We start from the raw sequence: 13,708 nt of genomic DNA on the forward strand, positions 1-13,708 counted from the left end.
TAACAATCACCAAAGATGTTTGTCTATTTTAGTCGTAGCGATTATCTCATTTTTCTTATAATCGATGGTATAAATACCTATGTTTTTAACGAAAAATCTTAAAATCTTTTTAAGCTCTGTCGTTAATGGCCTTTTAACGCCAAAGCTTTTCCATATTTTAGCCCCCAAAATTTATAATAAATTAGCGCTAAAAAACGTTTCTAATTTATCAAAGGGAATTTTATTGGTGGTATTATAATATAAATCAGTATGCACTGCATTAGGAATAATCATTAATTCTTTATTTTTACTGCCAACCATTTTAAACGCATCTTCTGAAAAGTAACGAGAATGCGCTTTTTCACCGGCGATAATTAATGTTGGGCACTCAATTTCATGGGCATGATTCAATAACGACTGATTAATAAATGAAAGTGGCATACTTAACACCCATGAACCATTCGGATTTGAATTGACAGAACGAATATGAAAACCACGTTTAGTGGTATAAAAACGAGAATAATCTGCAATAAATTGTGGTGTTTCATCCGTGATTTGATCAACGGTAATATTGTTTCTTGGATTCAATGTGGCATAACTATTTTGTGAATCGTCCCAGCGGCTATTATTCAATGACTGTTTCATTGCTAATCGTTGCCCTTCTGTCATGCTATCATTATAACCTTTAGGAATAACTCGACTCATATCGTACATGACAACGGTTGCTACCGCTTTAATTCGAGTATCAATTGATGAAGCATTTAAAGCCATACCACCCCAACCACAAATCCCCAAAATGCCAATGTGCTCCCGCTCAACGCAATCTAAAGATCCAAGATAATCGATAGCGGCACTAAAATCTTCGGTATTGATTTCAACTGATGCTTGATTACGCGGTAATCCACTGCTTTCACCAGTAAAAGAGGGATCAAATGCCAAAGCAATAAATCCTCGCTCTGCTAGAGTTTGCGCATAAAAACCTGATACCTGCTCTTTTACGGCGCCAAATGGTCCTGCGACAACAATAGCAGATAATTTATCTGGGCTGTTTTTTGGGCGATATAGATCTGCGGCAAGCGTAATGCCATAACGATTTTTAAACGTGACTTTAAAATGCTCAACTTTATCACTTTGTAGAAAAATCTTATCCCAACGTTGTTCTAACTGAATTGTCTGATGTGGAACTGTAATTTGAGAATGTATATCATTCATGTCAATCTCTCACATTGAAATTAATGTTTTAAATCTAGTTAATTAGCATAATTTTTGGAAATCTTCTTCAGATACCGCTTCACACCATTCATTATAGGTATCCTCACCCGGCACTTCGATAGCGATATGGCTAAACCATGAGTCAATCTTAGCGCCATGCCAATGTTTTACATTCGCAGGAATGGTGATAACCATACCGGGCTCTAAACTTATTGGCTTATCCCCGTATTTTTGATACCAACCGCTACCAGCTATACATAATAAAATTTGCCCCCCACCTTGTGATGCATGATGAATATGCCAATTATTTCGACAGCCAGGTTCAAATGTGACATTTGCAACTAATAAGGGAGACTTTGCTGTTAATAAATTTAGATAGGATTGACCAATAAAATATTTAGCATAATTTACATTCGGCTCCCCCAGTCCAAATAAATTATGTTTTTCAAATTCAGATTGACTGATTATTTTCATAATAACTATCCTCGTCAGGAAATGATTTAAAGCTATCTGTGTAATAAAACTTATTTTGTGAAACATGGATATATTTACTATATCCATTTGGTTGTAATTTTTTATTGGCCTTTTACTGCACGGTTGAATCGTTCAAATTCGATTTCACCAATTTTTGATTTTAAAATATTCGCAATGCCATCTAATTGAGTGGGAGATACCCCGACATTTTGCGCAATTTGAACATGAGATTTAATCTGACTATCGGCACCTTGCAAGGTTGATAGCGCAGCTAATGTCGCTATCTCTCTATCTTCATAACTTAAAATATCTCGACCAAAAATATCGCCAAAAAGATGGGCTTTTAAAAATTGATCAATAGTAGGTGAAAAATCCATAATGCCACCCGTAACCGGTTTGCCTACAACTTTTGTTTGAATTTTTGTACCCAACTCTAAAGCGCTTAAATTAGTCGGTAATGGTGCTGAAGTAGAACCAACTGTGTCAGTAATACCTTCTTTTTGACGTTCTTCTAGTAGTGCTTTAAAGGCACTCAAACCATTTAAACTTCTTGGAAAACCTACATAGGCATAAAGTTGAACTAAAATTTCTTTAATTTCATTGATGGTTAATCCTTGATTCAATCCATCAATTAAAGCTTGCTTTAAGCCAATCATATCGCCTTTAGACATTAAAGCGGAAATAGTAACAATCGATCCTTGTTTTGGTGTAAAAATATTCATAGCCTTTGCCCTTAAACAATTAGTTAATACTGCAAACTTTTGCTAACCACCCTAGATTTTGACTATTAAGTGCGACTAAAAATGATAGATAATTTATTAGATACTGATGCTAATGTATTTCACTTCGTTTTTTATTATTATAAGATCTGATAATAATATCCAATAGAGCCGATCCTGCCAAAAAGTTGCCTAATCCTATCAGAAATCATATGCTAATAGAGAAATCTAAATAAATAGAGAAATCTCTATGTTAAAAAAAGAAATTAAAAAAATAATGCTAAAAAGAATGCCAACTGTGGGGGACTATCCAACACAAATTAAAAACTTTGGCATTTATAGGCGTGAAGTCGGCAAAAATAAAGATATTTGTTTAGAAAATTGTTTTTATCATCCTATGATTACAATGATAATACAAGGTGAAAAAAGCTCTCTGCTTGGCACCAAACTTTATCATTATAAAGAAGGTGATTATCTTATAACCTCGATTGATATTCCAACGATAAATACAATTAAAAAAGCGACGACGAAAGCCCCATTCCTTTCATTGTCACTTTTGATTGATAATAATTTAATTAAAGAGTTATTAATAGAATTTCCGGAATTAAATAAACCTTCGCAACAAAGTTTTAATGGTATTATTATCTCTAAAGCTGAAGATGATCTAATCAATGCTTTTTATCGATTGCTTAAGTTGCTGGATAAACCTGAACAAATTTCGGTTTTAGCACCACTAATCGTAAAAGAAATTCATTATCTACTCTTAATCGGTCCATTTGGTGAAGCGCTAATATCAATTTGTATGCCAGAAACAAGAAGTTATCGTATTGCGAATACGATAGATTGGCTAAAAGAACATTTTAGAGAGCCGATAAAAATGGAACAACTAGCCAATCAAGCGAATATGTCACTCTCTAGCTTTTATCGTCATTTTAAAAAAGTAACAAGTTTAAGCCCATTGCAGTTTCAAAAACAACTTAGATTACATGAAGGCCGGCGTTTAATGGTCAGCGAGAATATGACAGCGATTCAAGCGAGTTTAAAAGTCGGTTACGAAAGTGCAACACAATTTAATCGAGAATATAAAAACTTATTCAACCAAACACCCTTGCAAGATGTGCTAAAAATACGCAAAGGTTCTCAACGAAGATAAATTAAAGTTGAGGAGTGGTGTTTTTGATCAGGGATTAGTTGAAAATACAGCGGAAATATTAGCTGTTATCGATTTTGTTTCATTTGCTTTTAGTAACTTCAGTGGCAATTATTGTTAATTAGTTTCCTAATATTCCCCCCTATTTTAAATAAGAAAAATAGAGGCTATAAACTGCCAAGAGGCTTGAAAAAAAAGAAATCGGCTGGGTTATTCTGATTGTTGGTATTCAGCTAACAATTCTCCTCAACCATCAGCCAACCATTTTAATAGCCACCTTTTTAATTAAACTCCCAGTCTTTCAACATACTCTGAATCCAATTCAAGGACTTTAGTAAAAAAGTGGTGTAGGCTGTATTCTCTTCCTGCGTATTGAATATAAGATTTGAAGTCTTCAATTTTAAATGTACGTTCATCTTTGCTTTCATAACAGTAACCAGTGAAAAAAAGCTCGTTAGATGAATTTATTTGGACTCTATCTAATAATAATTCTTTGTTGACGTTGGAATGTTTAAATGAAATCGTAAACAAGTCTGAATTCCATATTGTGGTTAAGTGATTTCTAAAATTATCAGAATCTAATTCTTGCTGTTCGTAATCAACAGAATCTTCAGAATTGGTTGAATAATTGAATGAAGTGTCTTGAGACGATGCTTTTTCTAAATTTAAATTTTTGTGCGCCTTATAATTTAAAAATTTCTTGCCTATTCCACATATTCCTCGAACTAACAAAATCAAACAACAAACAATAAATGAAATAACGGAAATACCGGCTAAAGCAACCATTGTTGGATTTGGAGGCGAATCATCATTAGGAAAAGTAATGATATAGATGGCAAAAATTATTAAACTAAAAATTAAAACCTTCTTCACCGTGATCTTATATGCTCGCATTAGTTATTTCCTATCAAATCAATCTAGCTTTAAATTCATAAAACGCTTGATCGACTATTTTATTCTTTTTCCAAGTTGAACCCTCTTCCAACTTTCTCAACATTCCATCAGAAAATAGATTCATTAAGGTCTAAACGGTACTTAGACCTAATTTTGTGTTAAAACCATAAACCTTGATAATCCAATCAATCGCCCCGCTTTTTTAAAAATTGATTTTCATACATGAATTTCTGATTCACTTTTATATATAACAATAAATGAAATTTAATATTCTATCTTAAAGTCAATTGGTTACAAATATAACCATTAATGTAATATTTTTTTATTGTGAGTACTATTATGAAACATCTACCAAGTTAATTCCTCTTTATCAGCTTTATTGTTTTCTTCATACATCATTAGAATGGTGCTATAACTACACATATCTATACCACTATTACAATAATCTTTAATTACTTGATCCATTATTTTTCTATTTGTGGCCTTAGTCGCTTTTTTAAATGCATCTAAATTCTCTTGCTCCATCATTCTCAAATTGGAAGGTTGGCACATGTCAATTTGTTCACAATAATCTTTTTTTACGTTATCCTTAATATATTCGATAACTTCTTGCTTTTGTGCATCTGAACCATCAAAGTCCATTGGATGAATAAATTTAGCTTGCGCAGCTGTCGAAAATAATATCGAAAGTAATATTGTCCTTTTCAACATAAAAATCTCCTTTTTTGACTATTAATTTTAATTAAAAATTTTCTTTGCTACCATAAATCAATCTTACATTTAATTTACTAATTCGATATTAACATAGGTTAATAAATAACGCCCATGTTAAACTTTAAAAATCTATAAAAAACAAAACAGAAATAATGTTCAAACCAATCTAGTATTGTTTATACTAATCTGAAACTTATTAATGATAGCTTAATTTAATTATGATAAAAATTATCGTGTTATTTATATTTACCGCTTTAGCTGAAATTTCAGGCTGTTATTTTGTTTATATTTGGGCTAAAAAAGTGGTTTCTGCCTGGTTTCTAATACCAGCGGCATTATGCCTTATGTTATTTGCTTGGTTACTTACTTTACACCCTGAAGCTAGTGGTCGAATTTATGCAACATATGGTGGTATTTATGTAGTAGCTTCCATTATTTGGCTTAAGTTAGTCGATCATGTCAAACTATCAACTTTTGATTTAATCGGCTCCATGATTATCCTACTCGGAACGCTAGTTATTATTTTGGGTTGGAGAACATAAAAAGTTGAAAGAATCAAATTACATTGAATTTATATAATTAGATTATTATGAGAAAACAGTTACAGATGGCTTGTTAACTATATAGTTTTTAAGTTGTTGCCTTCCTATTGCTTCTATACAAATAATAAATAATATTATTAATCAAATTATTATGAAAAAATCGCCTTTTAACGTATAACATTAATCTATGTTAGCCGATTTCTAACTGAGAAATCATTTCAACATTACTAATTGAAAAGTAAAAAGAAAAATTTCTTTTTTGCAATTTCATAACACTAACAACACTAATAAAATTAATTATTAAAAATCAATTAATTATTAGCGTATTATTACACTATTGTATGTGGTTAATGACATGATAAATTTTATACTTATTATTATGAAATAAGGTGTTTTCATTATGACAGAATGGAAACGAGTTAAAAGGGGGGTTAATTGTAAATTTATTTTATTTGAATAATATGATAATTAAATTCTAACAACCAAGGAAATACTAACAATGAAAAAACAACGTCAAAGTTTAAAAGAAGCTCTAATCGGAACTGAAAGTTTTTGCATAGACTTTTTAACTATATTAAATAGTTCTATGCCATGTATATTGATAACGGGTTTTATCATTTTTACTAACATCAACAAACCTCTTTTATATGGTATTTCACTGATAGTTCCATTTTATCTTTTAATTTTCACTTGGGGAATTTGGTTTATTCCAACTTATATGAAAATAAAAAGACTTAGATTAAAAAATAATAAGCTGGTGTTATGTCTTGTAGTTATATATGTTGTTATGATGGTATTATTTACTATAATACCTATTATTAAAAGTTAAGTATAACTCAATCCCCTTAAACTCTGCCAAAGCTTGCCTTTGTTCATCTGATAAGAGAATATCGATCTCGCCATACTCAAGCAGGTAAGTACCAAATGCCATCAGGAAAGCGACAGCAGGATTAATCTTGTTTGCTGCTTTCTCTTTATTGGTCTTAATATTTGCATTGGTATCGGTTTCCATGACCACATTACCAACCGCCCAAGAGAGAGCAGGATCGCCATTGTGTTAATGCGTTTACGGCTGATAAATACCTTTGCAGTTTTTTTGATGTTGAGCTATAGCGTGCGTAAGTTATAAACAATGAATAACGTCTTAGAAATAGCTTTTTTGAATGTTTTTAATCTTACTTGATTCTTGTGATGGTGGCCCCTACTGGACTTGAACCAGTGACCAATCGATTATGAGTCGACTGCTCTGACCAACTGAGCTAAGGGGCCATTTGGATGTGCTACTGACTTAGTAGGGTTGCGATTATAATAGAGTTAAAATTAATTTGCTACATTTAATTAACTAAATAGGTTGATTTGGTTAATTATTAAACTGAAACCTATTATCATTTCATCATTTGTAATAAGCGATATTTTTTAGTTAATTAACCTGCTACAATGTTCTAAATTATTATTACTAATGCTCGTTATATTGGTTGGGGAAATATTATGTCTATCAAGAAAATTCTTTTTATTAGTGCAGCGTTATCTTCTGCATTGTTTTTAAATGGTTGTAGTAGCTCAGATTATCAAGCCACTTCAGCTGGTCGACAAGTTCAGTTTATTGATACTAAACCAGCAGCAAATTGCCAATTTATCGGTAAAGCTGAAGGCCGCCGTAGTACTTTCTTTTCTGGTCTAAAAACCCATAGTGAGTTGATTCGTGATGCAGCTAATGATTTGATGAATAAAGCTGCTGCTATGGGTGGTAATGTGATTTATAACGCACAAGATGCATCGTTACAATATGTTTCAGATATTGCTCCGACAGATGCTGTGATGACTGGTGAAGTCTTTAGTTGTAAATAAGAATATGTAAAATAGAAAAGGGATACTACTGTATCCCTTTTTTATTTGCCGATATAACTAACCATTTTGTTTTTCAAATTGTTTCATGAAGTCTATTAGGTAGTTGACTCCATCAATATCCATTGCATTATAAATCGAAGCCCTCATTCCACCTGCAATTCGGTGACCTTTAATTCCAATGATATTTGCTTGTGTTGCTTCACTAACAAACTTTTTATCGAGATCTTCATTTGGTGATAAGAAGGTGACATTCATGATTGATCGATTAGCAATAGCCACAGTATTACGATAAAAATCGGATTGATCGATAAATTGGTAAAGTAATTTTGCTTTAGCTTGATTTCGTTGCTGCATTGCATTCAATCCACCCAAGCTTTTAATCCATTTAAAGACTAAACCTGACATGTACCAAGCAAATGTAGGTGGTGTGTTAAACATTGAGTCATGATCCATTAAGATTTTATAATCTAACACGGAAGGTAATGCTTTTTGAGCATGTCCAATTAGATCTTCTCGAACAATGACAATTGTGATTCCTGAAGGACCAATATTTTTCTGCGCACCCGCGTAAATAATGCCATAGCGACTTACGTCAATCGGTTGCGATAAAATGCAAGATGATAAATCAGCAACTACGATTTTATCCCCAAAATTAGGTTGTTCGAATATCTCTACCCCATCAATGGTTTCATTAGGGCAATAATGGATATAATCACTGTTATCACTTAGTTGCCATTCGGACATGGGTTTAATTGAGGTTATACCTTGATTTTTAATTGTCACATTTTGTTCAATCACATTACAGTATTTGGTTGCCTCTTTGGCTGCACATTGGCTCCAATAGCCACTGTTAATGTAATCAGCATTTTTTGCCGAAATATTCATTGGCACAGCAGCAAATTGTGCCCTAGCCCCACCTTGGCAAAATAGAATTTTATAATTTTCAGGGACATTTAAAATATCACGAAGATCGTTAGTTGCTTCAATCGCACATGCATCAAAATCTTTACCGCGATGGCTTAACTCCATTACTGATGCGCCGGTGTTGTGCCAATTTAATAATTCAGCTTGTACTTGTTTTAAAACATCTGCAGGAAGTTTTGCTGGGCCTGCACTAAAGTTATAACTTTTATTCATTGCAATTCACTTTCATCCATCTAAAAATTGAAAATCTATTTTTACACTCTATTGAGCGATATACAAACAGATTTTTATCAAAAAAAAGTTGAGGAACGGGGTTTTTGAAGCATAAAAATACCGACAAAAGTCGGTATTTAAAATAAAAAGTACTATAAACAGAGCTGTTTTTTAGCATTGTCGATTGCCAATTTAACTTGTTTAGGCGATACGCCTCCTTTAGCAGATCGTTTAGCTAGGCAAGATTCGAGTGATAAAATTGGATAAACGTCATCTTCAATAACATCACTATAGACTTTTAATTCATCCAACGTTAACTCTTCTAATGCTTTTTGCTTAGCTATCGCGCCAACAACGGCTTCACCTACAATGTGATGAGCTTGTCTAAATGGAATACCTTTAGCAACGAGATAATCAGCAAGTTCTGTTGCATTTGAGTAGCCTTGTTTAGCTGCATTTTGGCAATTTTGGTAATTGATTTTAATATCTTCAAGAACTAACGCTGCCATGTCTAAACATTCTTGCCAAGTATCAAGTGCGTCAAATAGATGTTCTTTATCTTCCTGTAGATCTTTATTGTAAGCAAGTGGTAAGCCTTTAAAAGTCATCATGGCGCCAGTTAGTGCACCAACAACTCGCCCTATTTTTCCTCGAATAAGTTCTAATGCATCAGGATTTTTTTTCTGTGGCATTAATGATGATCCTGATGTGACACGATCAGATAGTTCAACAAAATCTGCTTCACCACTATTGAAGATAATTAAGTCTTCTGCAAACCGAGATAAATGCACCATTCCTATAGATGCATTATTGAGTAATTCAAGTACATGATCTCTATCAGATACTGAATCTAAACTATTATTGGTTGCTGTTGCAAAACCTAACCAATCGGCTAGCTGATCGCGATCCATTGGATAAGCAGTTCCAGCTAAAGCGCCACAACCTAGAGGGCTTACATCCAAGCGTTTAAGTGTATCTTGTAAACGGCTTTCATCACGTGTTAGCATTTCATAATACGCTAAACACCAATGAGCAAAAGTGACTGGTTGTGCGCGTTGTAGATGAGTATAGCCAGGCATAACTGCATCTTGATGCTGTTCAGCGGTAAGCACTAAGCGTTTTCTGAGTTCATTGATAGCTGTGATAAGATGAGCGATTTCATCTTTACACCATAATTTTAGATCGGTTGTTGATTGATCGTTACGGCTACGACCAGTATGTAATTTTTTACCTAAATCACCGATTTTTTCGATAAGTTTTTGCTCTACCCAACTGTGAATATCTTCCGCATCACTTTGTAGAATCTGTTCTGGGTTTTGCCGTACTGATTCTAATAATTCATTTAAAGCTTTTTCTAATTTTTTTTGTTCATCATAAGATAAAACGTCAACAGTGACCAAAGCTTTAGACCATGCAATTGATCCAATGATATCTTGCTCCGCAAGCCGATAGTCAAAGCGTAGAGAATCATTAAAATGTTTAAATCGTTGATCTGCTGCTTGGCTAAAACGCCCACCCCATAATGCCATAATTACCTCAATTTTTAATCCTAAGCGATTTTAGTTTGATCGCTTTTTTAATAATGATAAATCAATAATACTATAAAAAATATATACAGACCAAAGTCTGTATATATTGTGTTTTATATCTAAGTAAAAAGTCATTAAAACTTACTTTTTAGCTTTGGCTTTCGCTTTCACTTTAGATTTTGGAGCAACTGTCGCTTTAGCATCAGCTTTAGCTACTTTTTTGACTGTTTTTTCAGTTTTTTTAGCTGTATCTTTTTTAACTGTAGCTTTTTTAGCTGGTCGTTTTTTCTTACCTTCATTTAGAGCTCGAATGCGTGAAGATAATGAGAATAAGCGAATAAATCCACCTGCATGACTGTGGTCATAGACTTCATCCTCACCAAAAGTCGCAAATTCTTCACTATATAAGCTATTTGGTGATTTTTTCTGAACTGCTGTTGCACTACCTTTGTAGAGTTTAACTACAACTTCACCTGTCATATCTTCTGCTAATACATCAGCAGCGGCTTGAATTGAGCGACGATATGGTGCAAACCAACGACCATCATAAACAACGTATGCCATTTCTAAACCAAGTTGTTCACGCCATTTGAAGCTATCACGATCTAAAATTAATTGTTCTAAACCACGTAATGCAGTCATCATGATTGTACCACCTGGGGTTTCATAACAACCGCGAGATTTGATACCCACCAAACGATTTTCAATGATATCAACTCGACCAACACCATGTTTAGCACCAATTTTATTGAGTGTTGCTACGCAGTTATATGGAGAGAGTTTCTTTCCATTAACAGAAACGACTTCACCTTTTTCTATACCAATGGTAACAAGTTCTGGTTTATTGGGTGCATCTTCTGGTGAGACAGTCCATGCCCAACAATCCGCGTTGGCTTGATTCCAAGTGCTTTCAAGTACACCACCCTCGGTAGAGATGTGCCAAGCATTTTCATCACGACTATAGATTTTTTCAACGGTTGCAGTTGTTGGAATTTTTCGTACTTTTAAGTAATCAATTAAAGCTTCACGCGAACGTAAATCCCATTCACGCCAAGGTGCAATAACTTTAAGTTGTGGTGCTAGAGCTGTATAAGTTGTTTCGAAACGAACTTGGTCATTACCTTTACCTGTTGCTCCATGACAAAGGGTATCGGCACCAACTTCTAATGCATATTCAACTTGGGCTTTAGCAATAATTGGGCGAGCCATTGAAGTTCCAAGATAATAAGTTCCTTCATATAAAGCGCCAGTTTTTAAAACAGGGTAAACATAATCTTTAACAAATTCTTCTCGTAAATCGACAACTTTACAAGCTACTGCTCCAGATGCTTTCGCTTTTTTCTCAACATCTTTTAGCTCTTTAGGATCTTGACCAACGTTAGCGACTAGAGCGTAAACTTCACAACCGCCATAATTTTCTTTTAGCCATGGAATAATAGCTGATGTATCTAATCCACCTGAATAGGCTAAAACCACCTTTTTTGTTGCACTTTTTTTCATGTTATACCCTTTCTTAAATTTACTGACGAAAAAATAAATGATTTAAAGATTAAATTAAGTATATTTAATAAAAAATATACTCAAATAATATACTAACTGATTTATATTTAAGCAATAATTCTTGTACCTGTTATTCCTGATTTTCCATTAAATAATTCAATAAGTTTGTCGGATTCTTTCCAACTAGCTATATCAATTGGTCGCCCAAGCGTTTTTGCTGCTTCGAATGCCGAATTGACTTTGACAATCATGCCATCAGTAATAATGCCTTGTGCGATCAAGTGATCAGCTTCTGCTTGCGTTAATGATTCAATTCGTTGTTTGTTAGCATCTAAAACACCGGCAACATCAGATAATAAAATTAAATCTGCATCTATTGTTTTTGCGAGTGCAACGGCAGCGTGATCGGCATTCACATTCATCATCTTGCCTTGATCAGTAATGCCAATTGAACTAACAATCGGTAAATAACCATTATTAAGCAGTAAATTGATTAAGGTTGGATCACCTATTTCAGCTTCGCCTACATACCCTAACTCTTCAGAAATTTGTTTAACCTTGACACTATCACCATCTGCTAAGCAGAGTCCAATACTTGATATTTGTAATTTTTTTGCCTCTGACAATATTGTCGTATTGGCACTACCTGCAAGACTGCCTACAATCACATCAATCTGGTCTGCGGGTGTAACGCGTAAACCATTGCGTCGTACTACCGGTAATGAAAGACGATCCATTAAGGCGTCAACAACACTACCACCACCATGAACAATAATTAAAGGCCTATTAAAATTCTTTTTATATTCGCTAATAATAATGAATAATTTACTTAACGCATCTTTGTTATCGAGTAATACACCGCCAAACTTAATAATTAATGGTTTCATTTTTATTCCCTATCCATTTAAACAAAGTCACTTGATTAATATTATTAACAAATGAGTATTTATAATAAGGCTGTAGTTTCATCAAAGCCAAATCGAATATTCATACACTGTACCGCTTGTGCTGCTGCACCTTTTAATAAATTATCTTCAACTGAAATTAAAATCAGATGTTGCCCTTTTAGTACAAAACCAATATCGCAATATGGCAGATCTATTACTGATTTTAATGCTGGCCAATGTTTTTGGTAAACCCTAATTAAAGGTTTATTTTGATAATATTTATTTAATGCGTTACGAATATCATCAGATGTTACGCCTTTCTTTACCATACAGGTAATAGTGGCATGAATGCCTTGTTTGAAACATCCTAGGTGAGGCGTAAAGATAACTTCTTGGCCTAAGTGTGTTGCAATTTCAGGTTGATGACGATGTGTAAATAAGCCATAAGCATGTAAACTCACTTCACAAAATAAATTGTTAGTCGAAGGTTTTCGTCCAGCGCCACTTACACCACTTACAGCATTGATAATAGGCCATTGACTTTTGTCTAACAAATCTTCTTCAATCAACGGTTTTAAAGGCAGTTGGGATGCTGTTGGATAACAGCCAGGAACTGCAATCAACTGAGCTTGTTTTATAGCCTCATAATTCCATTCAGCTAATCCATAAACTGCCTTCTCAAGCCACTGTTTATGTTGATGCTCAAAACCATAAAATTGAGTATAAAAAGAGGATGAATTGACACGAAATGCGCCAGATAAGTCGAATACTGTGCATCCTTTGTCTAAAAAATAAGGTGCGATATCGTGACTAACTGAATGTTCTGTTGCTAAAAAAACAATATCAATATCATGAATAAGAGATGAATAGTCGGCGGTTGCAATTAAGGGGAGATCAACTACACCTTTCAATTGAGGATATAAATCATAGTCCGAGATTAACTTTCCACCATCACGACTATTTTCAGATACGGTTAACGCGACTAACTCAATATTTGGATGCTTTGTTAAATAATATGCTAGTTTTGCACCTGCATAACCACTTGCTCCGACAACTATTGCTTTTAACATACCTTTCCTTATCTATCACTAAGTTTTTTTTGGTAGTATAGTAGGCTTTCTGA

At 33.8% G+C, this 13,708-nt stretch carries 13 protein-coding genes, 1 tRNA gene and 2 pseudogenes; 4 read left to right on the top strand and 12 right to left on the bottom strand.

Annotated features, from left to right (window positions below; all coding sequences use genetic code 11):
- Positions 1–171 precede the first annotated feature (171 nt).
- From J3U27_RS09150 to J3U27_RS09160, 3 genes are all read right to left on the bottom strand, one after another.
- Positions 172–1,191, bottom strand: a complete 1,020-nt coding sequence (locus tag J3U27_RS09150) for an alpha/beta hydrolase (RefSeq protein ID WP_267377299.1) — start codon at positions 1,189–1,191, stop codon at positions 172–174.
- 42 nt (positions 1,192–1,233) lie between these two features.
- Entirely contained in the window at positions 1,234–1,665 is a 432-nt protein-coding gene (locus J3U27_RS09155) for a cupin domain-containing protein (RefSeq protein ID WP_267377300.1), read from the bottom strand.
- A 101-nt stretch (positions 1,666–1,766) separates the two neighbouring features.
- Positions 1,767–2,387: a carboxymuconolactone decarboxylase family protein gene (locus J3U27_RS09160; protein WP_267377301.1), complete on the bottom strand. Its 621-nt coding sequence runs from the start codon at positions 2,385–2,387 to the stop codon at positions 1,767–1,769.
- 247 nt (positions 2,388–2,634) lie between these two features.
- On the opposite strand from J3U27_RS09160, the gene J3U27_RS09165 reads away from it, so the two are divergent.
- Positions 2,635–3,537, top strand: coding sequence for an AraC family transcriptional regulator (locus J3U27_RS09165; RefSeq protein ID WP_267338670.1), 903 nt, complete (start codon positions 2,635–2,637; stop codon positions 3,535–3,537).
- Positions 3,538–3,819: 282 nt separating this feature from the next.
- On the opposite strand, the gene J3U27_RS09170 is transcribed toward J3U27_RS09165, so the two are convergent.
- Both J3U27_RS09170 and J3U27_RS09175 read right to left on the bottom strand, forming a co-directional pair.
- Entirely contained in the window at positions 3,820–4,428 is a 609-nt protein-coding gene (locus tag J3U27_RS09170; protein ID WP_267377302.1) for a hypothetical protein, read from the bottom strand.
- 348 nt (positions 4,429–4,776) lie between these two features.
- Positions 4,777–5,139: a hypothetical protein gene (locus J3U27_RS09175; protein WP_267330766.1), complete on the bottom strand. Its 363-nt coding sequence runs from the start codon at positions 5,137–5,139 to the stop codon at positions 4,777–4,779.
- 221 nt (positions 5,140–5,360) lie between these two features.
- On the opposite strand from J3U27_RS09175, the gene J3U27_RS09180 reads away from it, so the two are divergent.
- Positions 5,361–5,684, top strand: a complete 324-nt coding sequence (locus J3U27_RS09180; RefSeq protein ID WP_267356632.1) for a YnfA family protein — start codon at positions 5,361–5,363, stop codon at positions 5,682–5,684.
- 499 nt (positions 5,685–6,183) lie between these two features.
- The gene (locus J3U27_RS09185; protein ID WP_267377304.1) at positions 6,184–6,513 is read left to right on the top strand and encodes a hypothetical protein; all 330 of its coding nucleotides are present in this window, start codon (positions 6,184–6,186) and stop codon (positions 6,511–6,513) included.
- Here the strand turns inward: J3U27_RS09185 and J3U27_RS09190 are convergent.
- A pseudogene (locus J3U27_RS09190) lies at positions 6,481–6,785 on the bottom strand (terminase TerL endonuclease subunit); the annotation flags it as partial. The gene J3U27_RS09185 and the pseudogene J3U27_RS09190 sit on opposite strands and share 33 nt — an antisense overlap.
- 91 nt (positions 6,786–6,876) lie before the next feature.
- Positions 6,877–6,953, bottom strand: a tRNA-Ile gene (locus tag J3U27_RS09195).
- A 219-nt stretch (positions 6,954–7,172) separates the two neighbouring features.
- On the opposite strand from J3U27_RS09195, the gene J3U27_RS09200 reads away from it, so the two are divergent.
- The gene (locus J3U27_RS09200) at positions 7,173–7,532 is read left to right on the top strand and encodes a DUF4156 domain-containing protein (protein ID WP_065734066.1); all 360 of its coding nucleotides are present in this window, start codon (positions 7,173–7,175) and stop codon (positions 7,530–7,532) included.
- A 57-nt stretch (positions 7,533–7,589) separates the two neighbouring features.
- On the opposite strand, the gene serC is transcribed toward J3U27_RS09200, so the two are convergent.
- The 5 genes and pseudogenes from serC to argC form a co-directional block, all read right to left on the bottom strand.
- Positions 7,590–8,669 carry a 3-phosphoserine/phosphohydroxythreonine transaminase gene (gene serC / locus J3U27_RS09205; RefSeq protein WP_267330765.1) on the bottom strand — a complete coding sequence of 360 codons (1,080 nt, stop codon included), beginning with the start codon at positions 8,667–8,669 and terminating at the stop codon, positions 7,590–7,592.
- Between the two features lie 152 nt (positions 8,670–8,821).
- Positions 8,822–10,198 (bottom strand): argininosuccinate lyase, encoded by a 1,377-nt coding sequence (gene argH / locus J3U27_RS09210; RefSeq protein WP_220226003.1) that lies wholly within the window; start codon positions 10,196–10,198, stop codon positions 8,822–8,824.
- A gap of 282 nt (positions 10,199–10,480) precedes the next feature.
- Positions 10,481–11,698: pseudogene (locus J3U27_RS09215) on the bottom strand (argininosuccinate synthase); the annotation flags it as partial.
- A gap of 107 nt (positions 11,699–11,805) precedes the next feature.
- Positions 11,806–12,585: an acetylglutamate kinase gene (gene argB / locus J3U27_RS09220; RefSeq protein ID WP_065734063.1), complete on the bottom strand. Its 780-nt coding sequence runs from the start codon at positions 12,583–12,585 to the stop codon at positions 11,806–11,808.
- 59 nt (positions 12,586–12,644) lie between these two features.
- Positions 12,645–13,655, bottom strand: a complete 1,011-nt coding sequence (gene argC, locus J3U27_RS09225; RefSeq protein WP_065734062.1) for an N-acetyl-gamma-glutamyl-phosphate reductase — start codon at positions 13,653–13,655, stop codon at positions 12,645–12,647.
- Between the last annotated feature and the right edge of the window lie 53 nt (positions 13,656–13,708).

This window comes from Gilliamella sp. B2911, assembly GCF_026536965.1.
GTDB lineage: Bacteria > Pseudomonadota > Gammaproteobacteria > Enterobacterales > Orbaceae > Gilliamella > Gilliamella apicola_E.

Excerpts from the sequence above, each read along its gene's own strand:
- J3U27_RS09165 (WP_267338670.1), top strand. The coding sequence starts at position 2,635 with ATGTTAAAAAAAGAAATTAAAAAAATAATGCTAAAAAGAATGCCAACT.
- J3U27_RS09150 (WP_267377299.1), bottom strand. The coding sequence starts at position 1,191 with ATGAATGATATACATTCTCAAATTACAGTTCCACATCAGACAATTCAG.
- serC (WP_267330765.1), bottom strand. The coding sequence starts at position 8,669 with ATGAATAAAAGTTATAACTTTAGTGCAGGCCCAGCAAAACTTCCTGCA.
- J3U27_RS09175 (WP_267330766.1), bottom strand. The coding sequence starts at position 5,139 with ATGTTGAAAAGGACAATATTACTTTCGATATTATTTTCGACAGCTGCG.
- J3U27_RS09160 (WP_267377301.1), bottom strand. The coding sequence starts at position 2,387 with ATGAATATTTTTACACCAAAACAAGGATCGATTGTTACTATTTCCGCT.
- J3U27_RS09180 (WP_267356632.1), top strand. The coding sequence starts at position 5,361 with ATGATAAAAATTATCGTGTTATTTATATTTACCGCTTTAGCTGAAATT.
- argC (WP_065734062.1), bottom strand. The coding sequence starts at position 13,655 with ATGTTAAAAGCAATAGTTGTCGGAGCAAGTGGTTATGCAGGTGCAAAA.
- J3U27_RS09170 (WP_267377302.1), bottom strand. The coding sequence starts at position 4,428 with ATGCGAGCATATAAGATCACGGTGAAGAAGGTTTTAATTTTTAGTTTA.
- J3U27_RS09185 (WP_267377304.1), top strand. The coding sequence starts at position 6,184 with ATGAAAAAACAACGTCAAAGTTTAAAAGAAGCTCTAATCGGAACTGAA.
- argH (WP_220226003.1), bottom strand. The coding sequence starts at position 10,198 with ATGGCATTATGGGGTGGGCGTTTTAGCCAAGCAGCAGATCAACGATTT.
- J3U27_RS09200 (WP_065734066.1), top strand. The coding sequence starts at position 7,173 with ATGTCTATCAAGAAAATTCTTTTTATTAGTGCAGCGTTATCTTCTGCA.
- argB (WP_065734063.1), bottom strand. The coding sequence starts at position 12,585 with ATGAAACCATTAATTATTAAGTTTGGCGGTGTATTACTCGATAACAAA.
- J3U27_RS09155 (WP_267377300.1), bottom strand. The coding sequence starts at position 1,665 with ATGAAAATAATCAGTCAATCTGAATTTGAAAAACATAATTTATTTGGA.